Origin of the sequence: Bifidobacterium sp. SO4 (assembly GCF_018555355.1) — a bacterium.
GTDB lineage: Bacteria > Actinomycetota > Actinomycetes > Actinomycetales > Bifidobacteriaceae > Bifidobacterium > Bifidobacterium miconisargentati.
In genome coordinates this window covers 58,627-83,444 of record NZ_JAFEJP010000011.1, presented here as the reverse complement: position 1 = coordinate 83,444, position 24,818 = coordinate 58,627, and the positions used below count along the sequence as shown (strand labels likewise).

19 protein-coding genes, 1 tRNA gene and 2 pseudogenes are annotated in these 24,818 nt (G+C 65.5%); 8 read left to right on the top strand and 14 right to left on the bottom strand.

From position 1 onward, the window contains the following. Nucleotides 1-229: 229 nt before the first annotated feature. From ispG to JS536_RS08270, 4 genes are all read right to left on the bottom strand, one after another. A complete protein-coding gene (gene ispG / locus JS536_RS08285) occupies nucleotides 230-1,450 on the bottom strand; it encodes a flavodoxin-dependent (E)-4-hydroxy-3-methylbut-2-enyl-diphosphate synthase (protein WP_214304668.1) in 1,221 nt (406 codons plus the stop codon). Then, nucleotides 1,450-2,643 carry a 1-deoxy-D-xylulose-5-phosphate reductoisomerase gene (gene dxr / locus JS536_RS08280; protein ID WP_214304669.1) on the bottom strand — a complete coding sequence of 398 codons (1,194 nt, stop codon included), beginning with the start codon at nucleotides 2,641-2,643 and terminating at the stop codon, nucleotides 1,450-1,452. Before dxr ends, ispG begins: the two co-directional genes overlap by 1 nt. Then, the gene (locus JS536_RS08275; RefSeq protein WP_214356534.1) at nucleotides 2,640-4,316 is read right to left on the bottom strand and encodes a DivIVA domain-containing protein; all 1,677 of its coding nucleotides are present in this window, start codon (nucleotides 4,314-4,316) and stop codon (nucleotides 2,640-2,642) included. The genes dxr and JS536_RS08275 overlap by 4 nt, the downstream gene beginning before the upstream one ends. A gap of 125 nt (nucleotides 4,317-4,441) precedes the next feature. Further along, nucleotides 4,442-6,202 carry a zinc-dependent metalloprotease gene (locus JS536_RS08270; protein WP_214356533.1) on the bottom strand — a complete coding sequence of 587 codons (1,761 nt, stop codon included), beginning with the start codon at nucleotides 6,200-6,202 and terminating at the stop codon, nucleotides 4,442-4,444. A 250-nt stretch (nucleotides 6,203-6,452) separates the two neighbouring features. On the opposite strand from JS536_RS08270, the gene JS536_RS08265 reads away from it, so the two are divergent. The 3 genes from JS536_RS08265 (at nucleotide 6,453) to JS536_RS08255 (ending at nucleotide 8,077) form a co-directional block, all read left to right on the top strand. Continuing rightward, a complete protein-coding gene (locus tag JS536_RS08265) occupies nucleotides 6,453-7,313 on the top strand; it encodes a S16 family serine protease (protein ID WP_346427474.1) in 861 nt (286 codons plus the stop codon). 194 nt (nucleotides 7,314-7,507) lie between these two features. Continuing rightward, nucleotides 7,508-7,924, top strand: a complete 417-nt coding sequence (locus tag JS536_RS08260) for a DUF3052 domain-containing protein (RefSeq protein ID WP_109057571.1) — start codon at nucleotides 7,508-7,510, stop codon at nucleotides 7,922-7,924. A gap of 79 nt (nucleotides 7,925-8,003) precedes the next feature. After that, nucleotides 8,004-8,077, top strand: a tRNA-Val gene (locus JS536_RS08255). A 133-nt stretch (nucleotides 8,078-8,210) separates the two neighbouring features. Here the strand turns inward: JS536_RS08255 and JS536_RS08250 are convergent. After that, nucleotides 8,211-9,773, bottom strand: a complete 1,563-nt coding sequence (locus tag JS536_RS08250) for an ATP-dependent helicase (protein WP_214356532.1) — start codon at nucleotides 9,771-9,773, stop codon at nucleotides 8,211-8,213. 126 nt (nucleotides 9,774-9,899) lie between these two features. Between JS536_RS08250 and JS536_RS08245 the strand changes: the two are divergent. Both JS536_RS08245 and JS536_RS08240 read left to right on the top strand, forming a co-directional pair. After that, a pseudogene (locus JS536_RS08245) lies at nucleotides 9,900-11,348 on the top strand (phosphotransferase); the annotation flags it as partial. A gap of 696 nt (nucleotides 11,349-12,044) precedes the next feature. Then, a complete protein-coding gene (locus tag JS536_RS08240; protein ID WP_214356530.1) occupies nucleotides 12,045-12,269 on the top strand; it encodes a DUF3107 domain-containing protein in 225 nt (74 codons plus the stop codon). Between the two features lie 378 nt (nucleotides 12,270-12,647). Here JS536_RS08240 and JS536_RS08235 read toward each other — a convergent pair whose 3' ends face one another. Then, nucleotides 12,648-13,541 carry a PHP domain-containing protein gene (locus JS536_RS08235; RefSeq protein ID WP_214356551.1) on the bottom strand — a complete coding sequence of 298 codons (894 nt, stop codon included), beginning with the start codon at nucleotides 13,539-13,541 and terminating at the stop codon, nucleotides 12,648-12,650. Nucleotides 13,542-13,771: 230 nt separating this feature from the next. Between JS536_RS08235 and JS536_RS08230 the strand changes: the two genes are divergently transcribed. Then, nucleotides 13,772-14,350 (top strand): vitamin K epoxide reductase family protein, encoded by a 579-nt coding sequence (locus JS536_RS08230; protein WP_214356550.1) that lies wholly within the window; start codon nucleotides 13,772-13,774, stop codon nucleotides 14,348-14,350. Nucleotides 14,351-14,561: 211 nt separating this feature from the next. Here the strand turns inward: JS536_RS08230 and dapF are convergent, their stop codons facing one another. Further along, nucleotides 14,562-15,455, bottom strand: coding sequence for a diaminopimelate epimerase (dapF, locus tag JS536_RS08225; protein WP_214356529.1), 894 nt, complete (start codon nucleotides 15,453-15,455; stop codon nucleotides 14,562-14,564). A 48-nt stretch (nucleotides 15,456-15,503) separates the two neighbouring features. Here dapF and murI point away from each other — a divergent pair, with 48 nt between their 5' ends. Together murI and JS536_RS08215 are read left to right on the top strand one after the other, a co-directional pair. After that, a complete protein-coding gene (gene murI, locus JS536_RS08220) occupies nucleotides 15,504-16,298 on the top strand; it encodes a glutamate racemase (protein WP_214356528.1) in 795 nt (264 codons plus the stop codon). Nucleotides 16,299-16,384: 86 nt separating this feature from the next. Further along, nucleotides 16,385-17,233, top strand: a complete 849-nt coding sequence (locus tag JS536_RS08215; RefSeq protein WP_214356527.1) for a patatin family protein — start codon at nucleotides 16,385-16,387, stop codon at nucleotides 17,231-17,233. Between the two features lie 271 nt (nucleotides 17,234-17,504). On the opposite strand, the gene JS536_RS08210 is transcribed toward JS536_RS08215, so the two are convergent. The 7 genes and pseudogenes from JS536_RS08210 to JS536_RS08180 all read right to left on the bottom strand — a co-directional run bounded on the left by JS536_RS08210 (nucleotide 17,505) and on the right by JS536_RS08180 (nucleotide 24,533). Continuing rightward, nucleotides 17,505-18,434: an SPFH domain-containing protein gene (locus JS536_RS08210; protein ID WP_214356526.1), complete on the bottom strand. Its 930-nt coding sequence runs from the start codon at nucleotides 18,432-18,434 to the stop codon at nucleotides 17,505-17,507. Between the two features lie 146 nt (nucleotides 18,435-18,580). Further along, entirely contained in the window at nucleotides 18,581-19,876 is a 1,296-nt protein-coding gene (locus JS536_RS08205; protein ID WP_214356525.1) for a PLP-dependent transferase, read from the bottom strand. A gap of 84 nt (nucleotides 19,877-19,960) precedes the next feature. Then, nucleotides 19,961-21,191: pseudogene (locus JS536_RS08200) on the bottom strand (aminotransferase class I/II-fold pyridoxal phosphate-dependent enzyme). A gap of 149 nt (nucleotides 21,192-21,340) precedes the next feature. Beyond that, a complete protein-coding gene (locus JS536_RS08195; RefSeq protein ID WP_214356523.1) occupies nucleotides 21,341-22,249 on the bottom strand; it encodes a cysteine ABC transporter substrate-binding protein in 909 nt (302 codons plus the stop codon). A 92-nt stretch (nucleotides 22,250-22,341) separates the two neighbouring features. Next, complete coding sequence (locus JS536_RS08190; protein WP_236029398.1) at nucleotides 22,342-23,220, bottom strand: amino acid ABC transporter ATP-binding protein; 879 nt, start codon at nucleotides 23,218-23,220, stop codon at nucleotides 22,342-22,344. Then, nucleotides 23,213-23,887: an amino acid ABC transporter permease gene (locus tag JS536_RS08185; RefSeq protein WP_214304733.1), complete on the bottom strand. Its 675-nt coding sequence runs from the start codon at nucleotides 23,885-23,887 to the stop codon at nucleotides 23,213-23,215. Before JS536_RS08185 ends, JS536_RS08190 begins: the two co-directional genes overlap by 8 nt. Then, the gene (locus JS536_RS08180; RefSeq protein ID WP_214356522.1) at nucleotides 23,874-24,533 is read right to left on the bottom strand and encodes an amino acid ABC transporter permease; all 660 of its coding nucleotides are present in this window, start codon (nucleotides 24,531-24,533) and stop codon (nucleotides 23,874-23,876) included. Before JS536_RS08180 ends, JS536_RS08185 begins: the two co-directional genes overlap by 14 nt. Nucleotides 24,534-24,818: the final 285 nt, after the last annotated feature.

The following is a 24,818-nucleotide window of genomic DNA, read 5'->3' as shown; positions in this document are numbered from 1 at the left end:
GGCTGTTAAATCAAGATTGACATGGCCCTTATTCTCGGCTCCCCTTGTCAGGACATTGCCGTGAAGCAAACGGCAGAGCCGTTTGTAGGCAATGTACGAGGCGACAGCCGAGCCAGTAGGCCGCGAACGGAGTTCGTCATTAATTGCAGGACGAGCTGTCGGCGAAGCCGGCTGAGGGGTAGTCCGGTGGTATTCATGTCAATCTTGGTTAACAGAGCCACGGAATATATCAGCGGTTCGGATGCTGGATCGGCACGACGACCGGGCCGGTGGACCCGGCGGGCACCTGGCCGTCCGCCTCCATCTGGGCGGCGATCTCCTGCGCCTTGGTGAGCAGCGTCTCCACGATCTGGTCCTCGGGCACGGTTTCGATGACCTTGCCCTTGATGAAGATCTGGCCCTTGCCGTTGCCGGAGGCCACGCCGAGGTCGGCCTCGCGCGCTTCGCCGGGGCCGTTGACGATGCAGCCCATCACGGCCACGCGGATCGGCGCGGTCACGTCCTTGAGGCCTTCGGTCACGGCGGAGGCGAGCTGGATCACGTCCACTTGGGCGCGGCCGCAGCTCGGGCAGGAGATGATGTCGAACTTGCGGGGGCGCAGTCCCATGTATTCCAGGAGTTTGCAGCCCACCTTGACCTCTTCGACCGGTGGGGCGGAGAGGGACACGCGGATCGTGTCGCCGATGCCCTCGGCCAGCAGGGCGCCGAACGCGAGGCAGGATTTGATGGTGCCCTGCCATGCGGGGCCGGCCTCAGTGACGCCGAGGTGCAGCGGCCAGTCGCCCTTGGAGGCGAGCAGTCGGTACGTTTCGACCATGGTGATCACGTCGTGGTGCTTGACGGAGATCTTGAAGTCATGGAAGCCCACGTCCTCGAACATGTGCGCTTCCTTGAGAGCGGAGGCCACGAGCGCCTCGGGGGTGGGGCCGCCGTACTTGGCGTAGAGCTCCTTGTCCAGCGAACCGGCGTTCACGCCGATGCGCAGGGATATGCCCGCGTCCGTGGCGGCCTTGCAGATGTCCGGGCCGACCTGGTCGAACTTGCGGATGTTGCCGGGGTTCACGCGCACGGCCGCGCAGCCGGCGTCGATGGCCTGGAACACGTACTTGGACTGGAAGTGGATGTCCGCGATGACCGGGATCGGCGACTTGCGGCAGATCTCGGGCAGGGCGTCGGCGTCGTCCTGGCTGGGCACGGCCACGCGCACGATGTCGCAGCCGGCGGCGGTCAGCTCAGCGATCTGCTGGAGCGTGGCCGGCACGTTCGCCGTAAGCGTGTTGGTCATGGACTGCACGGAGATGGGGGCTCCCCCACCCACCGGCACCGGTCCGACCATGATGCGGCGGGATTTGCGGCGCGGATGCAACGGCGATTCGCTGGTCAGCTCCGCCGGGTCCCCGGTCTTGCGGAACGGCTTGTTGACAGGTAGTTCGGTGCTCAACGTATTCATCACTGCTTGTTTATCAGGTCGTCGGCGCGGCGGCGGGCCTCGTGCTCAACCTGACTCATTTCCTCCACGTCGGCGAACAGCGGGTTGCCGCGCAATTCGGCGTCCATCTCGTCAAGTACCTCCTTGACCGTGTCGACGATACCGAGGTAGGGCAGTCGGTGGTCGAGGAAGGCATGCACGGCCTGTTCGTTGGCCGCGTTCAGCACGGCCGTATGCTTCTCGGACGCGGACAGGCAGTGGCGCGCCAGCGAGACGGCGGGGAACGCCTCGTCGTCCAACGGCTCGAAGGTCCACGTGGCGGCCTTGGTCCAGTCGCAGGCCGCGGCCACGTCGCCCATGCGGTCGGGCGCGGACAGGCCCAGCGCGATGGGCAGGCGCATGTCCGGCGGCGAGGCCTGGCAGATGGTGGCGCCGTCCACGAATTCGACCATGGAATGGACGATGGACTGCGGGTGCACGGTCACGTCGATGCGTTCGGGCGGCACGTCGAACAACCGGGACGCCTCGATGACCTCAAGGCCCTTGTTCATCAGGGTCGAGGAGTTGATGGTGACCACCGGGCCCATGTTCCAGGTGGGGTGGTGCAACGCCTGCTCGGGCGTGATGTTCGCCATGTCCGCACGCTTCCAGCCGCGGAACGGGCCACCAGAGGCGGTGACCACGAGCTTGGCCACCTCGGCGTGGGTGCCGCTTCTCAACGACTGCCAGATGGCGGAATGCTCGGAGTCCACGGGGTTGATCTGCTGTTCGCGCACCTGGGCGCCGAAGAGCAGATGGCCGCCGGCCACCACCGATTCCTTGTTCGCCAGCGCGAGCTGCGAACCCGCCTGAAGCGCCGCGATCGACGGTTCGAGGCCGATGGATCCGGTGATGCCGTTGAGTACCACGTTCGCGCCGGAGCCCGCCATGGCGAGGACCGCTTCCGGGCCTCCGCTGACGCGCACCGAGGAACGGGCACCGGCCTGTTCGAGCGCCTCACGCAGGGCCGGGACCTTGGATTGGTCGTACACGGCGATTTCCGGCACGCGGAACCGGATCGCCTGCTGGGCGAGCAATTCCACATGTCCGCCGCCCGCGGCCAATCCGGTGACGGTGAAGCGCTCGGGATGACGTGCGATGACGTCAAGTCCCTGGGTGCCGATGGATCCGGTGGATCCGAGGATGACGACGCTGGAGTTGGAGACTATGCTCACTGTTCCTTCTTCGGTTCATGGTCGTTCAGGGTCGGGAAGGACAGATCCGGGATGTCCGTATCGAATCCGTTCTCCAGCGGGAAGAACGACGGGAAAAGATCGTCGGTGTGATGCTGCGCCGGGGACGGCGATGCCGGTGCCGCGGGCGGCTGCGTCGAATGATGCTCGTCCGACGGCGTGCCAGACTGCGCGCCGGAGTCGTCGGATGGCGTCCCGCTGGTGCCGGCATGTCCGACGGACGACGGCATGACGGGCTCGGGCAGGTCGTTGAGCTTGAGGACGCTTGGCGTGTCGAGGCTCGGCATCTTGGGCTCGAAGGCCTGCGTGCGGATGGCCGGCATCTCCTGGGAAATCTCCACCATGTGGGCCAGGGCGGCCAGGGAGGAGTCGTCGCGCGAGGTGTCGATGACCGGCTCGGTGCTCTCCGGCGCATGCCGGGTGGCGGCATCGCGGGTGTGCAGGGGTGCGAACGATGGCGCGGCGGGCGGTTCCGGAGCCGGCTGCGCCGCGGTCTGCACCGGGGCGGCATAGTCGGACACGGCGGATGCGGCGGCATGGGAATCGGCCGGCGACTGCGCGGCGGGTTCGGCGGAAGCGCCCTGGCCGGCCTTGGTGCCGAACGAATCGTCCGGAATCGGGGAAAGCACCACGGTTTCGGACTGGGCCACGGCGTGAGCGGCGGTGGCAGGCGTGGGCGTCACCGGTTCGGCGTGCCGGTGTTCCGGCATGACGGACGGGGCGTATGAGACGGGCTGCGGCGCGGACGGGCCCGAAGGCGCGGATGCGGAGAACGCGGGCGCGTACGAGACCGGCTTCTCCTGCGCGGCGGGAGCGGCGAACAGATCACGCTCGGCCTGATGAAGCGCGTCGAACGACTCGTGGTAGACCGGGGAGGCCGCCATCTGGGGCTGCGCCTGCACGGCGGGTTCGGGGGCCGGAGCCTGCGGGGAGGCGGAGGAGAACAGGGAGGAGACGTCCGCGGCGGGTGCCGGGGATGCGGCCTCGGCCGCGGCGGAGGCCGAGGAATCGCCTACGAAATCAGCCACGCGGGCGTAGGATTCGAGGCGGCTCAGCAGCTGGACGCAAGTGTTGAGGAAATAGTCCACCTGACGTTCGTCATAGCCCTTCTTGCCCTTGCGCTGGGTGAAGACCACGTTGTTGACCGCATTGGCGTTGAGGTCCGCGAGCTTGCGCACGTCCTCCGGGTTGACGCCGTCCACGCCCAGGGAGGCGGCGGCCTTGTCCACGATCTGGTCGACGAGGCGATCCACCTGCTTCTTGTCATAGGAGGGTTGCTTGGCGTTGCCGGAGCGGAAACGTTCGCGTTCGGCGCGTTCGGCGTGCTTGGCGATCTCCTGGTAGAGCTTCTCGGTCTGCGCCTTCCATGCCACGCGGCCATGCTGGGAGATCTCCCAGGTGGTCTGCTTGTCCACCACGGCGCGTTCGAGACGGCTCAGCGCGGCGTCCACCTGGCTGATGACATAGCCGTTCTTGGCCACGTCGAAGGAGACGTCCTGGATGTCGCGCTGGGTGAGTTTGGCGCCCTCGCTGTCATACAGCGCGTGGGCTCGTTCCAGGAAGCCATCGACCTGAGCCGGATCGTACCCCCACTTGCGCTTGCCTGCACGGGCGATGCCCGACTTGCTTTCCCCTTCACGAAGTTTCTGCGCCATCGGCTGTCCGACCTCCTGCTGAATGAAACACTCCGAACACAACTTTACGTGACTGTTGCGACGCCCGTCGTCAACGCCTTCCCGGTTTCCTTCCCGTTCTCACTGCGCCGGGAAGGCCGGGAAGGTCACTCGTCACCGGCAGCCGGGCCGTCGGAATCGCCCGGATCGGCCGGGTCGTGGGAACCGTCCTCATCGCCGTCCTCGCCGAGGAGCTTGGACAGTTCGGCGTCCCAGTCGATGTCGCTTGACTTGCCGTCCGCCGCCGGATGCGTGGCGCCGATGCCGGAGGTACCGGAGCCGGAAGCGGAACCGGCACCGGTCGTACCGGATGCGCCGGAATCGTCCGATCCGGACCGGTCGCCGGGCAGGATGGGCAGCAGATCGGGATGGGACCACTTCGCGTCGCGGCCTTCGGAGCCTTCCGCGGCGGTGATCATCTCCCACAGTCCGGCCGCCTCGCGCATGCGCTTGGGGCGCAGCTGCAGGCCGAGCAGGCTTTCGAAGGTGCGTTCGGCGGGGCCTCCCATCGCGCGTTCGCGGCGGGTCATCTCGCGCAGCTGCTCGATGTGCGGCAGGTGGGCCATGCCCGCACGCCACACCACGCAATCGACCCAGCCTTCGACCATGGCCAGCAGCGATTCGAGCGAGGCGAGCGCCTCACGCTGTTCGGGCGTGTCCGGAATGCCGACCTTGGTGAGGTTGACCGCATCGGAGATGGACTCGGGGTCCATGGACGTGGCGTCGCGCAGTTGCTCCTCCATCGCGTCCAGGTCGATGGAGATGCCACGCGCGTACTTGCCGATGAGCGCCTCGAAGCGGGGCATCAGCCACGGCACGGAGGCGTACAGGCGGGCATGGGCCATCTCCTGCAATGCCAGATAGGACAGGACCTCGGATTCGGGGATCTTCTCGGTGGCGTTGAACCCGGCGAAGGCGGCCTCGAACGCGGCCTGATCGGCGGCGGACTCGGACGAATCGGCTTGGCCGGCCCCGGCCGGATCGGCGCCGGCGTCGGCCTTGCGGGCGGACGTGAAGCCGATCGGGTTGCCGGAAGCATCGCCGTCGGCCGCACCGGAGGCACCGCTCCCCTGCGTGCCGTCGGTCGTCGTCTCGCCGTTGAGCGCCTTGGCGTATTCGGTTGCGTTCTGTGCGATCAGCGCGCCGGCGGGGTTCTTGGTGAGCGCGATGCCCTGGTCGAAGCTGCCGTGCACCTCGTGGCTCAGGTTGCCGGCCGCGTGTCCCAGCTGCATGGCGAAGGACGTGTTGCCGAGCAGTTTGATGAGCTGGGCCGGATCCTTCATGCCATCCGGGATCGGAATCGGCACCGGGCCGGCGAACATGCCGGCGATCTCACCGTCGCCCAGCATGCCGCCGAGTCGTTCGGAGATCACGGAGGCGAGCGCGTCGTTCATCGATTCGGCCACGGGCGCGGCGAACTTGGCCCACTGGTCGATGGTGCCTTCCACCCATCCGGCGCGGGTGAGCACGTCCGGCTCGCCGGGTGCGGGGTTGAACTCGCAGGCGGTGTCCAGCCAGAGGTTGGCCTCGCTCATCGCGCGGCGCGCGGCCTCGCCCTCGATGGCGGTCACGCTGGAGGCCGAGCCGGCCGCGTTGGCCTGCTGCAGGGCGATGGATTTGGCGAGTTTGACGTTGATGGGCCCCTCCTCCACCGTGCGCTGCATGTCGCCCATGGTGTTGAGGCCGCCGGCCGTGAACGCGGCCATCATCTGCTGGACTTCGGAGGGATCGGGTAGTCTGCCGGGATCCTGGCTCATGAGCTGCTCGCGGATCTCGGCGGGCAGCTGGTTGATCTGCTGCCAGGCCATCTCCCCCTGCACGGGGCCGAAGCACTTGATGAGCCATTCGTGAATCGCGTTGTCGTCCATGCGTATCCTTCTTTGCCGCGGTGTGTTACCCCAAGGTCTGTTACCCCAAGTGTAGGGTCTTCCCGCGCCCGTTCGCCTGCGGCCGAGGATTTTTTCGCGCCGCGCGTCCTGACGGGTTCCGCGCGCGGCTCGTGCAGGACCGTTGCATACACTGTTGGATATGTTTGCACGTCACAGGAATAAACAGTCCGAACAGCCTTCCCGGAGCGGACGGGCCGGAGAAGCCGCGGCCGATGGCCCCGGTGCGCGGGTGGCGCGTTTCCTTGCCGGGTACTGGCGGGATGTGCGCCGGTACGTCACGAGCCGTTCGCCCCGGTATTTCGTCGGCGCGCTGGCCGTGGTCCTGGGCGCGGCGATCCTGCTGCTGCCGAGCCCGTACGTCATCGAGATGCCCGGCCCCACCCAGGACGTGCTCGGCAAGGTCAGGGAGGGGCAGGTGATCGCCGTGTCCGGCAGCGGCGTCGAGACGCACCGTGATTCCGGCAAGCTGCTGCTGGTGACGGTGAGCGCGTCGGGCGTGCCCGGCTACCCGATCATCAACGCGCAGGCCGTATGGGGGTGGGCCAACCCGCATGTGGAGGTCATGCCGCGCGAGGCCGTGGTGCCGGTGGGCCAGACCGCCGACGAGTACCAGAAGAAGGTCGATTCGGACATGACCGGCTCCCAGGATTCGGCGGCCAAGGCCGGGCTCGCGTATATGAAGGCGCATGCGGACGAGCTCGGCATCAGCAAGGCCACGCTGAAGAACCTCAAGGTGACGATGCATGTGGACAGCATCGGCGGCCCGTCCGCCGGCATGATGTACACGCTGGGTCTCATCGACAAGCTCACCCCCGCCGAGGAGACCGGCGGCGAGACCATCGCCGGCACCGGCACCATCGAAGCGAAGGGCAAGGTGGGCAAGATCGGCGGCATCCGGTTGAAGATGCTCGGCGCCAAGCGCGACGGGGCCACATGGTTCCTGGCACCGGAGTCGAACTGCGCGGATGTGGTGGGGCATGTGCCGGACGGGCTGCGGGACGTGAAGGTCTCCACGCTGGACGAGGCGTATCAGGCGCTCGTCGCCATCGGCAGGGGGCAGGCGGACAACCTGCCGCACTGCACCGCGTGAGCCGCACGGATCGCCACCAATATTCGTGGCGAGGATCGCCGCGGGCCGGCCGTGCGTCGAACCTATCGCCCGATCGGCCCGACGCACGGCCGTCGGTCTTTCGCCCCTTCCCCGAACGTCCGGTGTCCACAATCCGAAGGATTTTTCGGTGCCGTTAACGCGATTGTTCGCAGTGGCTTGCTAATGTATCCACTGTGAATCAAACGGCATCACAGAACGCGGAAGAATTCGGTTTCAAGCCTGGAGACATCATCCAGGAATGGCTCTGGGACGACGACGTGGACGATTCCATCCGCGCCGAGATCGAGAAGCTCACCGGCGAGGAGCTCGTGGACGAGGACTATGACTCCGCGGTGGATGGCGTCATTCTGTGGTGGCGCGACGGCGACGACGAGGACGAATTGTCCGACACCATCGTCGATGCGTACGCGGTGCTCGGCGACGACGGCCCGCTGTGGGTGCTGACCCCGAAGCCCGGTCGTCCGGGTGCGGCCAGCTCCTCCACCGTGCAGTCCGCCGCGAAGACCGCCGGCATGAACGCGGCCACTCCGCTGACCGTGGGCCCGGACTGGAACGGCATCCGTCTGCGCGCCTTCGGCAAGGGCCGCTGACTGGTTTTCGCGACCATTTCGCATTATTAGACGTCAAGTGTCGCGTCGGGTCCGCCCATGCGCTATTCTTGACATCCGCGGGCAATTAGCTCAGTTGGTTAGAGCGCCACCTTTACACGGTGGATGTCGGGGGTTCGAGTCCCTCATTGCCCACCCTTCCAGACCGTTGGAACGCCAACGAAATCAAGCCATTCCGACGACCGCCAACTTCTTTTTGCCCACATTTTGACACCTTTTGCAGAAAAATGTGGGCACAATGTGGGCAATGCCACCCACCCTACATGCGCTACAAAAACCGCGAGGGACGACGCTGCTGGGCGCCATAGCCGTCCTTGGTGCGGGCGTAGGACAGGTGCAGCGAATCCTCGGCTCGGGTGATGCCCACGTACATGAGCCGCCGTTCCTCCTCCAGCGTCTCCCCCGGTTCGGGCGCGCCGTACGGCAGCAGGCCCTCGGAACAGCCCGCCAGAAACACATGCTTGAATTCCAGACCCTTGGCCGCGTGGATGGTGGAAATCGTGACGCCCGGATCGTCCTCGAGCTTCAATCCGGTGGCGTCCAGCCCCATGGCCTCCAGCAGCGCACGCTTGGCCGCGGCCTCGCCGGCGAGCGCGGACGACTGCCAACCCGCGTCCTTGCGCACGCGGAACTTGATGCCGGCGGCACGCAGCGCCGCGCCGAACACCGGCTGCTGCGCGTTGATGCGCGTCAGGATCGCGCAGTCGGAGGGCTTGACGCCGGCGGCCATAAGCTTGCGGATGCGTGCCGCCACGCCCTGGGCCTCCTCCACGTCGGTCTCGTACACGGTCCGGCTCACGCGGCGTCCCGGCTCACGCGCCGAAACGAGTTTCAGGTAGTCGTCGCGATTCGGCGCGGCCGCGAGCACCCGGTTGGCGAGGTTCACCACCTCGGGCGTGGAACGGTAGTCGGTGCCGAGATCGATGTCCGCGGCGAGCGGCCCGAATTCGTCCGCGAACCGCAGCAGATCCCAACTGGACGCGCCGGCGAACGAGTAGATGGTCTGCGCCGGGTCCCCCACCACGCACACGTTGCGGTTCATGGCGGCCTTGCCGTCCGGCCCGCCGCCGCCCAGCCACAGGGTCATCAGCCGGTGCTGCAGCGGGGAGACGTCCTGGTACTCGTCCACGGTGAGCCAGCCGATGGTGGAGCGGATCTGCGCCGCCGCCTCGGGGAAGTCGTCCATGATGTGGCATACGAGCAGCAGGATGTCGTCGAAGTCGATTTCGCCGCGGGAGGTCTTCTCCCGCTCATACTCGTCGTAGATGGACTTGAATCGTTCGGCGTCGAGACCAGCGGGCGGCAGATGATTCGCGGCCGCGCACACGCGCACGTAATCCTCGACGGCCACCAGGGAGATCTTGGCCCAGTTGATCTCGGCGAGCACGTCGCGCACGGTGAGCGGATCGACGTCCGACTGCGCGGTGACGTGCATGATGGCGCGGGCGACGGTGTCCCGCTGGTCCTCGATGAGATGAGGGAAAGGCGCCTCGCACACATCCGCCCAGACGCTGTTGAGCTGGTTCAGCGCGGCCGAATGGAAGGTCGCGGCCGTGACCCCGTTGCCAGCCCCCTGCCGCGCGCTGCCGCCGACGCCCAGCCGTTCGAGGCGCACGCGCATCTCGGTGGCCGCCTTGACCGAGAACGTGACGGCGAGCACCCGCTCCGGCTTCCACGCGCCCGTGGCGCAGGCGTAGGCGATGCGCCGCGTGACCGTGCGCGTCTTGCCCGCACCCGCGCCCGCGATGATGCGCACCGGCCCGTTCAGCGTGGTGGCCGCCCGCCGCTGCTGTTCGTCAAGGCCTTCGAGAATCGTCTGCGCCTGTTCCATGCCCTCCATTGTGGCACGCTCCAGCCCGGACCGGGACGGCCTGAGACGCCGCATGCCGCGCAAATGGCTCATTCGATGGTGTCGACCGGCCTTTCCGCGCAAGGCATGTATTAGTGTTAAAGGGTGATGAAACGTAGCAACTATGTGTTGGCGGCGCTGACTTCGGCCGTCCTGCCGAACCTGGCGGTCGCCGGCGTGAGGGAGAGCGCGCAGGCCAGCTCGACCGACGAGGCCAAGGGCATCGATCAGGCCGTGGTGCAGGATGCCTCGGGCCGCCTGTATGACGTATATGCCACCGACACCGCGGCGGGTCGCACCCGTCTGGTCCGTCGCGTGAAGGCCGCGCAGACGCTGGCCGCCGCGCGCGAGCCCGGAGGCCTCGGCTTCGATCTGGACCGCGTGATCGCGTTCGCTCCCGGCGACGTGTCCAAGCCCGGTCAGACGGCCACCGCCCAGGCGTTCAACAAGGACGAGGAGACCGTCAAGGCCACGGCCACCGTGGACACCAGCAAGCCGAGCCCCACCGGTTCGACCACCGTGCTGATCGCCGCCCACCGTGACGGCCAGTCGCGTCCGCTGGATCTGCTGACGTTGGACGACTGCGCTGCGGTGGGCACCGCGCTCGGTGCCATCCACCGCCTCTCCCCCGCGTTCCTGAACGCCGCCAAGTATCCGGTATTCACCACCGGCCAGATCCGCTCGCAACTGACCGCCTGGATCAGGCGTCTGCGCTCGGCCGGTCACGTGCCCACCGAAATCACCAACAGCTGGGCGCGCGTCATCGAGACCGAGGGACTGTGGTCGTTCGCCACCTGCACCGTGCATGGCGGGTTCTCGGACGGCGACTTCCTGTTCTCCGGCTCCACCATCACCGCCGTGACCAACTGGCAGGATATGCAGGTCAACGACCCGGCCCGCGATCTGGCGTGGATCTTCGGCAAGCTGGACGAATCGCACCGCAACGCCGTGCTCGCCGCCTACGGGCGCATGATGGGCTCCCGACTGGACGACCTCATCATGCTGCGCGCCAACCTGTGGCTGCAGATGGAACAGGTGGGCGAGTTCATCCAGGCCATCAACCGCGGCGACAACGACCGCATCATGCAGTTCAAGGCGCAGGTGGAACGTCTTGCGCATCAGCTCGGCATCATCAGCCGGGACACCACGCCGGCGCCGGACGCCAAAGAGGCCAGCGCGCGCGAAACGAAGCCCGGTTCGCCGTCGACCATCACCGTGGGCACGCTGCTGCAGGACGATGAGCGTCGCGGTTCCGGCGCCTCCGGTTCGTCCGTGACCGTGGCCGAGTCCGCCGATGTTTCCGACGACACCCCCGATCCGGATCGCACCGGTTCCGCCGAGATCTCGGCGGCGGGTCAGGTGGGGATGACGCCGGTGGTCGGCTCGTCACCGGCAGCCGACCGCACGGCCGACCATCCGCTGGCCAGCACCCCGCTTGCCGGCGGCTCCCGCCCCGGATTCGGCGGCACCGGTTCGACCAGGCCGCAGCCGTCCCATGCCGCGTCGTCCCCGCATTCCTCGGTGACCATCACCCTCAAGGAACTGCTGGAGATGGACCGTCAGGAGAAGGCCGGCCAGTCGCAGGAATCGCAGGATCCCCAGGAGTCCCGCAACCAGTCCGCCGCGGGTGCTTCGACCGGCGTCAATGGCACCGGCACGACCGGCAATGCCAGCGCGCACGGCCATTTCGGCGGCGGGGGCACCACGCAATCCAACGGCCGCCCGATGTCCCATCCGAGGCCATTGTTCCCGGGACCGGTCAGCCTGCACGGCCCGGTGGCCAACAATGTCCTGATGGACTCCGACGACACCGGCGAACGGTTCTCGCACTCCTCCACCGCGAAGACCACGGTCATTCCGCTGCTGGAACGCGAGGAGCGCGCCCTGCGCGACGCGCACGCCGGACTGGAAGGCTACGACGAGGACGGCAACCCGCTGAGTTCGCCGAGCAGCCCGGCAACGCCGGAGCACACGGACGGGACGCATGACGCGAGCACGCCGGCCGGTGACGGAACCACCGAATCCCAGGATTCCGCGGTTTCCGCCAATGTCACCCCCGATCCCACCGTCACGCCCGCCGACGCCGATATCGATCCGGACGAGACGGGAGACTCGACCCCCGTCTCGGGCACCGCGGAAGAGGCCACGCCGAGCGCGTAACCGTCCGGCACCGCCGCGCGCACGCGGCACAATGGAACCATTGACACACAACCGAACAACCCGCGGCCGCAAGGCCGAAAGCGAGGAGCATTCATGGACATCGAACTGGGCATTCAGAACGTGGCTCGACCGGTGAACTTCAGCACCGACGACTCCGCCGACAAGGTCAGCCAGGTCATCGCGCAGGCCGTCGAGACTGGTACGACCATCGACCTGACCGATGACAAGGGCCGCCGCATCATCGTGCCGGCCAAGGCGCTGGGATACGCCATCATCGGCTCCGAAACACAGCACGCCGTCGGTTTCGGCGCGCTGTGACGCGCGGCTTCCCGTATTTGGCTCCGTTAAACCAAAACTGACGTGCCACCGCTCATTCTTGGCTCCCCTTGTCAGGACATCGCCGTGATGCAAACAGCAGAGCTGTTTGTAGGCGATGTGCGAGACGACAGTCGAGCCAGTGGACTGCGAACGAAGTTCGTCCCTAATTGCAGGATGAGCTGGCCGCGAAGCGGACTGAGGGGTAGTTCGGTGGAACTTGGTTTAACGGATTTTTTTAGGCTCTGTTAAACCAAGATTGACATGAATCCATGTCTGACTACCCCTCAGTCGGCTTCGCCGACAGCTCCCCTGACAAGGGGAGCCGAGAATAAGGGCCATGTCAATCTTGGTTTAACAGAGCCTTTTTTATTTTCGGGACTACCGATACAGCGGCAGCGCGCCGCGACGCACGATTTCGGCGACGGTGTCCTCATCGGTGAGGTTCTCCCCCAGTCCGTTCGGCTTGCCCTTGCCGTGCCAGTCGGATCCGCCGGTGACCAGCAGACCGAAGCGGCGGCACAGCGTCAGCAGCCGTTCGCGTTGTTCGGGCGGATTGCCGCGATGCCACACTTCCAGACCGTCCAAACCCTCCCGCGCCAGCGTCTCGATCTGCTCATCGGAGAGCAGCCGCCGGTTGCGGCTCAGATCGCCGGCGTGGGCGACGAGCACCACACCCCCGGCCTCCTTGACCGCGGCCACCACCTCGTGCGAGGTCGGTGACGGCGTGGGGATGTAGTACTTGGAGGACGAGTTGACGGCATCGGCGAAGGCCTGCGAACGGTTCTCGTACACGCCGGCGCTGACCAGCGCGTCGGCGATGTGTGGTCGGCCTATCGTCGTCTTGCTGCCCTCGCGCACCTGCGCGAGCACGGATTCCCAGGAGATGGGGTAATCGCGCGCAAGCAGTTCGACCATGCGCTGCGTGCGGCGCAGACGAGCCTCGCGGGTGGCGGCGAATAGGTTCACGATATGCGGGCTGGCGGGATCGTACTGGTAGCCCAGCATGTGCACGGACACGTCCTCGTCCGTGGCGGTGATCTCGGTGCCGCGCAGCAGCGGCAATCCCACCCGACGGGCCGCGGCTTCGGCGTCCTGCCAACCGGCGGTGGTGTCATGGTCGGAGATGGATACGCCCTTCAGGCCGAGCGCCTTCGATTGCTCGGCGAGCGTGGCAGGTGTCTCCGTGCCGTCGGAGAAGACGGTATGGCAATGGATGTCCCATCCGGTTGCGGGCGGCGCCACAGGCATCACGTATCCAGTCATACCTTTTATCGTAACCCGTTTCGCCGGCGTTTCCCGTTCGGACAGGCCGCATGACAACCGCAGACGCTACGCTGGAGCGCAGCATCCATATTCAGGGGGTAGGTATGAGCAGCAACGCGACCGTTGGACAGAAGCACGCCGACGTTTCCGGTACCGGGGAGCCGCAGACCGCGGCAGGCTCCGGGAACACGACGGGACTTTCGGGATGGCGTCACGGCGCAACATGGACGTACCTCATTATGCTGATCGCCTCCGCCGTGGCACTGGGTACCTCGTTCATCCTGTCCGCGGAGACGCTGCAGCTGGCCCGCAACCCCTCCGCCTCGCTCGGTTGCGATGTGAACGCGGTGATCTCCTGCTCCACGGTGGCCCAGTCCTGGCAGGCGGAGATCGTGAAGTTCGGCGGACTGTCCTATCCGAACGCCTTCTTCGGCATCGCGGCGGAAAGCGTGTTCGTGACCATCGCGGTGATCGGTCTGGCGCGCGTGCGCGTGCCGCGCTGGTTCGCCGCCTGCACCTGGCTGGGCGGGCTTGCGGCGCTCGCGTACTCGTATTGGCTGAGCACGCAGTCGCTGTTCGTGATCCACGCGCTGTGCCCGTGGTGCCTGACGCTCATGTTCTCCACCACCATCCAGTTCATGGCGCTGAGCCATGCGACCGTGGCCGTACAGGGACTGCCGGCCGGCAAGGACGGCGAGGTTCCCGCCGGATTGGCGAAGTACTACCGGCTCAACATCGACCTGATGATTGATGTGCTGTGGATCGTGGCGATCGTGGTGCTCATCCTCGTGACCGAGGGCGCGGCGCTGTTCGCGTAGTCGATTGCTCCGGATTGCCTCGCGGCACCGGCAGCACAAAGGTAATGGCTCTGTTGCACCAAGATTGACATGGCCCTTATCTTGGCCCCCCTTGTCAGGGGAGCTGTCGGCGAAGCCGACTGAGGGGTAGTCCAATGGGATTCATGCCGATCTTGGTGCAACAGAGCCAAGGTAATAAACATCGGGCGGCCTTTTGGGGCCGCCCTTTCGTTTACAGCAACGTCACGTCGGCGACGAGCGTGGCCGAACCGGTCAGACGCACGTCATGGTCGGTCACGTCCACGCGCAGGGTGCCGCCGCGCACGGTGATGTCCCAGTGGTCGATGCCGGTCTTGGACCGCAGCACGATGCCCGTGGCGCACAGGCCGGTGCCGCAGGAGAGCGTCTCGCCGCAGCCGCGCTCGTTGACGCGCATCGTGGCCTCGCCCACGCCGGTGTTCTCGTCGATGTCGTCGATACGCACGAACTCCACGTTCTGATCGGATTCGATGATCGGACGGACCTCGGGCTTGGTCACGAGATCCAGGTCCTCGACGCGGGGCAGCGTGGCGAAGGCGTCCTCGATCACCGCCACCACATGCGGGTTGCCCATGTCCACGAACGTGCCGTGGGCCGAGCCGGCGGTGCCGGGAATGGTGACCTCGTAGGCGTCCTGTTCGCCGATATGCCACTGACCCATCTCGACCTGGAACACGTTGGCTCCGTACGGCTTCATGTTGCCGCGGGGCGTGAGGATCTTCACGCCGGCGCGCGTGCCCAGGCGGAACGGTTCGGTGGAGTCGGCCACGCCCATGCGCTGGGCGAACAGCGTGATGGCGCGCGTGCCGTTGCCGCACATCTCCGCCAGCGAGCCGTCGGCGTTGCGGTAGTCCATGAACCACTTGGCGCCGCCCGCGAGCGCGTCCGAGATCTGGTCGTCGCTCAGGTCGGAGACGAAGTCGGGGCGGGTCAGACGGATGAGGCCGTCGCCCCCGATGCCGAAGTGGCGGTCGCACAGGAAGCGGACCTCCTCGGGCGTGGGTTCGAATTTGCCGGAGCGGTCGAGATAGACCACGAAATCGTTGCCGGTGGCGTGTGCCTTGGTCACTTGTTGCGGAAGACTCATGGCTTACAGAGTACTCTGGTAGTGACACAACACAGGGAGGAATCAGGCATGAGTTCTTTGGCTCCGATTGGCGTGTTCGATTCGGGCCTCGGCGGCATTTCAGTGGTACGTCAGATCGTCCGGGACATGCCGGCCGAGCATGTGCTGTATTTCGGCGATTCGGCGAACGCACCCTACGGTACCAAGACGCCGGAGCAGGTGCGCGCGTTGAGCTTCTCCATTGTGGAGCGCTTCGTGGAGCGGGGAGTCAAGGCCGTGGTCATCGCCTGCAACACCGCCACCTCCGCTGCGGTCAATGAGCTGCGCGAGCATTACGACATTCCGATCATCGGCATGGAGCCGGCGCTGAAGGTGGCCTGCGACCGCGGCGACGTGCCGTCCGATCCTCATCACATCCCGCAGCGCGTCATCGTGGCCGCCACTCCCCTGACGCTGCGCGAACGCAAGTTCGCCAGGCTCATGGAGCGGTTCGATTCCGACAACGAAATCTACAAGGAGCCCTGCCCCGATCTGGTGGAGATCGTGGAGTCCGGCCGGCTTGCCGACCATGACCTGGTGATGCGCACGCTGCACGGGTACTTCGACCAGTACGACCTGAATCGTATCGACTCGGTGGTGCTCGGATGCACGCATTTCGTGTTCTACCGTGATTACTTCCGTGAGCTGCTGCCGGAACGCGCCGCGATCATCGACGGCAACGAGGGCACGGTCCGCCACCTCGGCGTGGTGCTGGAGTCGCTGGGCCAGCTGGCCCCGGAGGGCGCGGACGGCGGCGTGGAACTCGCCAATTCCGACCCGTCCGAGCGTATTACCGCACTTTCACACGACTTGCTCAACCGGTAGGCCTCGCGGTCCGGGCTTGTCCAGTCGGCGCGCGTAAGCTCGAATCCATTAGCCAACGTAGGGGTTTCGTTACAGAGGGGGTAGTCATGGCAGTCAAGTCCGCGATGATCGATGTGGGCGGCGGATTCCGTGCGATTTTCGGATGCGGTGTGATGGATCGCATGCTCGAGGACGGCATCGATGTGGACATGTGCTACGGCGTCTCCGCAGGCGCGGCCAACATGACCTCGTTCATCGCCCGCCAGCACGGCCGCAACCACACGTTCTACACCAAGTACGCCTTCCGCAAGGAGTACGCGAGCGCGGAAAGCTACTTCAAGAACCACAACTTCGCCAATCTCGATTACATCTACGGCACGCTAAGCAACCATGACGGCGAATACCCGGTGGATTTCGAGGCGTTCGAGGCCAATCCCACCGGATTCACGGTGGTGGCCTGCAACGCGGAGGACGGTTCGACCAAGTACTTCGACAAGTCGCGCATCCATTTCGACGACTTCGACGTGGTCAAGGCGTCCTCAGCGGTGCCGGTTGCATGTGAGCCGTATGTGGTGGACGGCGTGCCGTATTACGACGGCGGCATCGCCGATCCGGTGCCGGTGCAGAAGGCGCTGGACGACGGCTATGAGAAGGTGATCCTGATTCTCTCCCGTCTGCGTGACGAGGTACGCCAGCAACGCAAGGACCTCGCGCCCGCCCGCATTCTGGAGCGCACGTACCCGGCGGCGGCCGAGCGTCTGCGCGAGCGGTACAAGACCTACAACGACGAGATCGAGCTCGCCAAGCGCTATGAGGAGGAAGGCCGCGTGCTCATCCTGGCACCGGAGGACCTGTACGGCCTCAATACGTTGAAGAAGAACTTCGAGGGCCTCGAAATGATGTACCGCAAGGGGTACGCCGCCGCCGAGGCCATCCCCGAGTTTCTGGCCGAATAGTCTCCTTAGCCCTGTCAAACCAAGATTGGCATGCCTTATTCTTGGCTCCCCTTGTCAGGACATTGCCGTGAAGCAAACACCAGAGCTGTTTGTAGGCAATGTGCGAGACGACAGTCGAGCCTAACAGAACGCGAACGAAGTTCGTCCTCAATTGCAGGAGAGCTGTCACCATAGGTGACTGAGGGGTAGTTTCTCATTCCTTTGGCGAGACTACCCCTCAGTCGGCTTCGCCGACAGCTCCCCTGACAAGGGGAGCCAAGTGGGGGGACTACTACTTGCCTGAATTCACGTCGGAGGCGGTGAGCATGGCCTTGGTGACCTGCTCGTACAGATCCTGGTAGCCGCCCGGCGTGGAGGCCGGCAGCACCACGGTCTTGGCGTTGCCGGATTCGGACAGGGACCGCATCACGTCAAGGTACTGGTTGAACAGCACCACGTTGTTCACGTCGTTGATGCTCATGCCCACGGCCTGCAGGCTCTTGATCTGATCCACGATGCCGTTGGCGATCTCACGACGGTAGTTGGCCTGGCCTTCACCCTGCAGACGGGTCTTCTCGGCCTCGGCGGCGGCCTGCGTCTCGATCTGGATGCGCTGGGCCTCGGCACGCTGGCGGGTGGCCTCCTTCTCACGCTGGGCGGCGTTGATGGAGTCCATCGCGTTCTTGACCTGCGGCGAGGGGTCGATGGCGGTGATCAGCGTCTTGACCACGGTGAAGCCGAATCGGCTCATCTCGTTGCCCACGGTCTTCTGCACGTCGGAGGCGACATCGTCCTTGCGGGCGAAGGCGTCGTCCAAGGTCAGCGCCGGGATGGCGGAACGCAGCGCGTCCTCCATGTAGCTCCTCAGCTGCCCGGCCGGGTCGCGCAGTTCGTAGTAGGCGGTGGCCACGTTCTCGGGGTTCACGCGGAACTGGGTGGAGGCCACCACGGTGACGAACACGTTGTCCAACGTCTTGGTCTCCAGCTGCACGTTGAGCTGGTTCACGCGCATGTTGGTCTTCATGGCGATGCGATCCACGAACGGAATCCTCATGTGGATGCCGGCGAACTGCACCTTCTGGAACTTGCCGAATCGTTCGATGATGTACGCCTGTTGCTGCGGCACCACGAAGATGGCGGCAAACAGCAACAGGATGATGATAATGAGCAGGATAAGCAGCAATAGCATGGTCCCTCCGAAAACAGCCACAATAGACGACATCGAAAGCCCCCTTTCAACAAGGGCCAAGCACGGCCTTCCTTGAGCCGTGACCCAACATATTCCATGCTACCAGCGCGAAGGCCGGCCGGACAGGTGGGTACGCAGGCGTTTACCGGCTGTTCAGCGAAGGAATCGGCGGATGCGATTCAGTATGCGCCGGCTATGGCCTGATCGAGATCGGCGATAAGATCGTCCGCCGACTCCAGTCCGATGGACAGGCGGATCAGATTGTCGCTGACCCCGGCCGCGATCCGGGCGTCCATGGGCACCTCGCGGTGGGTGATGTGCGCGGGGTCCACGATCAGCGAACGCGCGTCGCCGATATTCGGGATGTAGGAGAAGAGCCGGGTGCCGTCGATGATGCGACGCACGTTGTCGGCGCTGCCGTCCACCAGGAACGAGAGGATCTGGCCCACGCCGCGCGGGAAGTACTTGCCCACCAGGTCATATTGGGGCGTGTATCCGAGGCCGGAGTAGTTGACCTTCATCACATGCGGGCTGCGGGTCAGGTGTTCGGCGATGCGACGGGCGGAGTCGACCTGCTGGCTCACGCGCTGGGGCAGCGTCTCTAGGCCCACGAGCGACAGATAGGCGTTGAAGGGGCTTGCCACCGCGCCGAACGTGCGCAGGTACTTGATGCGGATGCGTTTGATGAACGCGGCCGCGCCGAACTTTTCGGCGAAGCTGTGCCATTCGCCGGCGCGGTCGTCGCTGATGACCTGCTGGCGTGCGGTGAATTGCGGGAACCGGCCGTTGGCCCAGTCGAACCGGCCGCCGTCGATGATGGCGCCGCCGATGGCGTTGCCATGTCCGGTGATGCCTTTGGTGGTGGAGTGCACGACGATGTCCGCGCCGAAACGGATGGGATTGAGCAGGTAGGGCGTGGGAACGGTGTTGTCCACGATCAGGGCGACACCGTGCGCGTGGGCGAGTTCGGCGAGCGGCTCGATGTCGAGGAGTTCGGTGGACGGGTTGGCCACGGTCTCGGCGAAGATCGCGCGGGTGTCCGGACCGATTTTGGAGGCGACCTCGTCCAGGTCGTTGATGTTCCTCACGAAGTCGGTGTGGATGCCGAACTGCGGCAGGAAGTCGCCGAGCGCGTCCACGCTGGCGCCGTACAGGTTGGTGGGGGCGATGATGCGGCCGCCGCCCTCCCCCGCGCACATGAGCGCATAGCTGACGGCCGCCATGCCGGAGGCGAGGGCCACCGCGCCGACGCCGCCTTCGAGCGCGGCGAGACGCTTCTCCAGGGCATCCACGGTCGGGTTGGCCACACGCGAGTATTCGAACCCGTCGATGAGCCCACCGGCGAGCGCGTCGCCGCGCACGGCGTTTTCGAGGCCGAACGCGGCCGAGGCGTAGATGGGCGGCACTGCCGCATGCCCGTGGTCCAGCGGTTCGTACCCCGCGTGAATGGCTTTCGTAGCGAAATCGTTGTCCATGGGCGTGCGGAATTCCTTTTTGTGATGCGGTACGGTCGGTCACGGCCGTGCCGTCGGTGTGTGCGGCTGGGTGGCGGTTCGGGCTCAGGCGAAGATGCCGGAGGTGATCTGGCTGAAGATGTCGGACTCGCCGTGGCGTTCGAGGTAGCGCTCATAGGCGATGTCGAAGGCCTGTCCCAGATCCTCGATGAGATCGGCGGCGTCCTCGATGCCGATGGCGAGGCGGACCAGTTCGTCGGTGATGCCGACCTTGAGTCGTTCCTCGCGCGGCAGTTCGAAGTGCGTCATGCGACAGGGCAGCTCGGCGAGCGACTCGACCGCGCCCAGGGAGACGGCCAGACGGAAGACCTGAAGGTTGTTGAGCACGTCGGCCGGATCCACGCCGGGCACGACCTCGAAGCTCAGCACGCCGCCGGCTCCGCGCAGTCCCTTGGCGGCCAGTTCCCGGTCGCGGCCGGGAAGGCCCGGATAGTTCACGGTCTTGACCAGCGGATGGGCGAGCAGGTACTGGGCGATGGCCTTGGCGTTTTCCTGCTGGCGGTCCATGCGCAGGGCGAGCGTCTGGATGCCGCGACGGACCGCGTCGCATTCGGTGGGGGCGAGCACGCCGCCGAAACGGTTCTGCGCGAAGTAGACGGCCTTGCCGATTTCCTCGCTCAGGGTGACCACGAGTCCGGCGTTCACGTCGGAATGTCCGGCGAGGTACTTGGTGGCGGAGTGGATGACCACGTCCGCGCCCAGGTCGAGCGGACGCTGCAGGTACGGGGTCACGAAGGTGTTGTCCACGATGGCGACGGCACCGTGCTTGTGGGCGATGTTGGCGATGAGCCGCACGTCGTTGACGTCGAGCAGCGGATTGGTGAGGACTTCGAAATAGACGGCCTTGGCCGCGGGGATGCCCTGCTGCGGATCGCCTGCGACGGCGGTTTCCAATGCCTTGGCGTCGTGCGTGTCCACCGCCTCGAAGATGAGGCCGCGGTCGGCGAAGTATTCGTGGAACAGCGAGTAGGTGCCGCCGTAGATGTTCTTGCCCACGATGATGCGGTCGCCGGGCTTGAAGATGGAGAGGACGGCGTGAATGGCGGCCAGACCCGAGGCGAAGGCGAAGCCGCGTGCGCCGTGTTCGAGCTGGGCGATCTGGCGCTCGAGGAAGTCGCGCGTGGGGTTGCCGCTGCGCGCGTAGTCGTAGCGGGGCATCGCATCGACCTTCTCGAAGGCATATGTCGTTGAGGTTGTAGATCGGCGGGTTCACGGCTCCGGTGGTGTTGTCCCCAACCGGCAGTCCGTGGACGAGCTGAGTGTTGAACCTGGTCATTGCGCACCTCCCTTACGGTGTTTCCTTGGCGCCATGTCTGATTGCGGGGACTCTCCCCACGGGGCACGATTACGACAGTAATGCAAAACGCCGGCCCGCAGGCCGGCGTCGTTATATGTGTTGGTTATGGGAGGCTATGCGCCGCTCGATCAGAGCTCTCCGCCTTCCACCACGATCTCGTCGGGGTTGACCTCGTCGCCGTAGACGGGTTCGAGGGTCTGCTCGTAGTCCTTGTGGAAGAAGTTCTCGTCGCCGAGCTTGACGATTTCCTCGTTCACGAAGTCGAGCAGCTCCTTGTTGCCCTTCTGCACGGCGGGGGCGATGGTGTCGTCGTCGCCCAGGTGGGTGATGCCGACCTTGAAGCCCTTGTTGGCCTTGGCCCAGGCGAGCACCTCAGTGTTGTCGGTGGAGAAGGCGTCGCCACGGCCGTCAAGCAAGGCGTTGTAGGCGTCGGCGTACTGGTCGTACTTCTGGAGCTTGACGTTCGGGGCGTTCTTCTCGAACCAAGTCTCGGCGGTGGTGCCCTTGGCGATGATCAGGGTCTTGCCGTCCAGCTGGCTCACGTCGGTGATCTGCGCATCCTCCGGGGAGACCACGCCGAGGGCCACCTTCATGTACGGCTTGGCGAAGTCGACCTTCTCGGCGCGTTCGTCGGTCACGGTGAAGTTGGCGAGCACCAGATCCACCTTGTTGGAGGTGAGCACGTCCACGCGGGCGGCCGGGTCCACGGAGGTATATTCGACCTCGACGCCCAGATCCTTGGCCAGGCGCTCGGCGAAGACGATGTCGTAGCCCTGGTACTTGCCGTCCTGATCCACGTAGCCGAACGGGGCCTTGTCGGAGAAGACGGCGATCTTGATCTTGCCGCTCTTCTTGATCTCGTCCAGGCTGCGGGCCTTGGCGTTGGCGTCGGAGCTGGAGGAGGTGTCGGAACCGGAGGACGCGGTATCGCTTGGGGTGGCGGCGGACGGGCCGCATGCGGCCACGGACACGGCCATCATCAGGGCCGCGCCGGTAGCGACGATCGTTTTCAGTGCGCTGCCAATCTTGATGGTCATTGGCGGTTTCCTTCTCTTCTTGTGGTTGGTTGTTGGGATGGTAGGTCTGTTTTCGGAAGGCGGGCAGCGGAATCACCGAGGCCCGCGGCCCGTCACTCGAATTCGAACGTGCGCAGGAACTGACGGGCGCGTTCGGTTTCGGGGTGGGCGAAGAAGGCGTGCGCGTCGTGCGATTCCTCCACGATATGGCCGCCGTCCAGCAGGATCACGTGGTCGGCGATGGCGCGGGCGAACTGCATCTCGTGGGTCACGATGAGCATGGTCTGTCCGGCTTTGGCCAGTTCCAGGACCACGTCGAGCACCTCGCGCACCATTTCGGGGTCGAGGGCCGCGGTGATCTCGTCCAGCAGCAGCACCTCCGGGTGGAGGATGAGTGCGCGGCAGATGGCCACACGCTGGCGCTGGCCGCCGGAGAGCTCATGCGGCCAGGCGTCCTTGCGGTCGGCGAGGCCCACGCGCTCCAGGAGCTTCAGCGCCTCGGCCTCCACTTCGGCCTTGTCGCGCTTCTGCACGAGCAGCGGGGCCATAGTGATGTTGCCGAGCACGGTCTTGTTCGGGAACAGGTCATAGCTCTGGAACACCATGCCGATGCGCGTGCGCAGCTCGCTGGAACGGTTGGAGCGGCCGGCCTTTTCGGTGCCGGGGCGGCCTTCGTCGATGACCTTCTCGTTGATGGAGATCGTGCCGCCCTGAATCGGTTCGAGGCCGGCGATGGTGCGCAGCAACGTGGATTTGCCGGAGCCCGAGGGGCCGAGCACCACGAGCACCGTGCCGTGCTCCACCTTGAAGGAGATGTCGTTGAGCACGGGCTTGTCCGCGTTGGCGTACTGCTTGACCAGGTGCTTGACCTCGAAGCCCTTGCAGTCGGAAACGGCGGACGGGCCCGCGGTTTCGAACGCGGCGACCGCCTCGGTGGATCGGGCCTGCGGCTTCTGCCCCGCCTGCACGGTTCGTTCGGTTCGCTCAGTCATGCGACCACCTCTTTTCCAGACGGCGGGCCACGATGGACAGCGGCCAGCACACGATGAAGTACATGAAGAAAATGGCTCCGTAGATCCATAGGGTTCCGGTCGGATACTGGAACCGGTTCGCGTCGATGATCTGCTGGCCCACCTTGATGACCTCGACCACGCCGAGCAGCACGGCCAGGGACGTGGTCTTGACGATACGGGTGGCCAGGTTCACGCTCGCGGGCAGAAGCCGGCGAATGGCCTGCGGCAGAATCACGCGGGAGAAGGTCTGCCAGGGGCTCAGGCCCAGCACGTAGCTGGACTCGTACTGCACCTTGGGGATCGACTGCAGCGCGCCGCGCACCAGATCGCCGAGCTCCGCGCCACCCCAGAGGATGAATACGAGCACGCAGGCACCGGTGGCGTCGAGGTTCCAGTCGAACCAGCGGGCGAAGCCGTAGTAGGCCAGGAACAGGAGCGCCAGCTGCGGCATGATGCGGATGAAGTCGAGGTAGACGCGCATGATCGCACGCACCACGGGGTTCCTGAGCGTCATCAGCCAGCCGACCAGCAGGCCCACCGGGATGGACACGCCCACGGACACGCCGGCGATCCAGACCGTGACCCACAGGCCCTGCAGCAGACGGGGGAAGACGCCGGGCTGGAGGAGAATTTCAGCGCCGTGCATAGTCGAACCTCCTCTCCAGCCAGGTACCGAGGATGGAGATCGGCAGCAGGATCACCAGGTAGGCCACCACCAGCATGAACAGCGATTCGTAGGTGCTGTAGTACATGCCGATAAGGTCCTTGGCCATATACATCACGTCCGCAAGGGCGATGGCGGAGACCACGCTCGACTCCTTGAACAGGAAGATCACGTTGGCCACGAGTCCGGGCACCGCGGTGGAGATGGCCTGCGGCAGCACCACGCGGGTGATGGACTGCACCGGGGTCAGTCCCAGCACGTAGGCGGTCTCGCGCTGCACCTTGGGCACCGATTCGAGTCCCCCTCGCATGGCCTCGGCCATGTAGGAGCCGCCCAGGAAGCCGAGTCCCACGATGGCGCAGGTCTCGGCGGACCAGACCACGCCCAGCTTGGGCAGGCCGAAGTACAGGAAATACAGCTGCACCAGCAGTGGGGTGTTGCGGCTCAGCTCGATGTACGCACGCACGATCTGCCGGGCCACCGGGACTCGCGCGATCTCCACGCCGGCGCATACCAGTCCCACCGCGATGGCGAGCAGGATGCCGAACACGGAGATGAATACGGTCATCACGGTGCCGTTGACGAAGAAGGGTGCGTAGCGCTGCACGAACGACCAGTCAAACGCCATGGACGCACTCCTTTCCCTTCGGTTCTCTCATGTCTTTCGTCTTTATGTCTTCTGATGTCTCTCGGTTGCGTTCGTATGCGCTGCCGATGCTCCGTTTGCGACGCCGCCGGGCGGGGTCTGCAAGTCTCGAAGGGATATCGTTCGCGTACGATTCGGGGGCCGAACAATCCGTTCCAGCCCCCGTTGGTTATCGTAGAGTATCACAACGCGCAACGGTGCCGTCTGGCTATAGAGGTTGGTTATAGGGTCTTATTTGCGGCGGCGTTTCAGGGTTTTCGGGCCATC

Bases quoted from the DNA above. Each gene is read 5' to 3' on its own strand.
- JS536_RS08205 (WP_214356525.1), bottom strand. From the start codon at position 19,876: ATGGACAACGATTTCGCTACGAAAGCCATTCACGCGGGGTACGAACCG.
- JS536_RS08215 (WP_214356527.1), top strand. From the start codon at position 16,385: ATGGCAGTCAAGTCCGCGATGATCGATGTGGGCGGCGGATTCCGTGCG.
- JS536_RS08275 (WP_214356534.1), bottom strand. From the start codon at position 4,316: ATGGCGCAGAAACTTCGTGAAGGGGAAAGCAAGTCGGGCATCGCCCGT.
- JS536_RS08180 (WP_214356522.1), bottom strand. From the start codon at position 24,533: ATGGCGTTTGACTGGTCGTTCGTGCAGCGCTACGCACCCTTCTTCGTC.
- dapF (WP_214356529.1), bottom strand. From the start codon at position 15,455: ATGAGTCTTCCGCAACAAGTGACCAAGGCACACGCCACCGGCAACGAT.
- ispG (WP_214304668.1), bottom strand. From the start codon at position 1,450: ATGAATACGTTGAGCACCGAACTACCTGTCAACAAGCCGTTCCGCAAG.
- JS536_RS08195 (WP_214356523.1), bottom strand. From the start codon at position 22,249: ATGACCATCAAGATTGGCAGCGCACTGAAAACGATCGTCGCTACCGGC.
- JS536_RS08230 (WP_214356550.1), top strand. From the start codon at position 13,772: ATGCTGATCGCCTCCGCCGTGGCACTGGGTACCTCGTTCATCCTGTCC.
- JS536_RS08185 (WP_214304733.1), bottom strand. From the start codon at position 23,887: ATGCACGGCGCTGAAATTCTCCTCCAGCCCGGCGTCTTCCCCCGTCTG.
- JS536_RS08250 (WP_214356532.1), bottom strand. From the start codon at position 9,773: ATGGAACAGGCGCAGACGATTCTCGAAGGCCTTGACGAACAGCAGCGG.
- JS536_RS08270 (WP_214356533.1), bottom strand. From the start codon at position 6,202: ATGGACGACAACGCGATTCACGAATGGCTCATCAAGTGCTTCGGCCCC.
- murI (WP_214356528.1), top strand. From the start codon at position 15,504: ATGAGTTCTTTGGCTCCGATTGGCGTGTTCGATTCGGGCCTCGGCGGC.
- JS536_RS08190 (WP_236029398.1), bottom strand. From the start codon at position 23,220: ATGACTGAGCGAACCGAACGAACCGTGCAGGCGGGGCAGAAGCCGCAG.
- JS536_RS08210 (WP_214356526.1), bottom strand. From the start codon at position 18,434: ATGTCGTCTATTGTGGCTGTTTTCGGAGGGACCATGCTATTGCTGCTT.
- JS536_RS08240 (WP_214356530.1), top strand. From the start codon at position 12,045: ATGGACATCGAACTGGGCATTCAGAACGTGGCTCGACCGGTGAACTTC.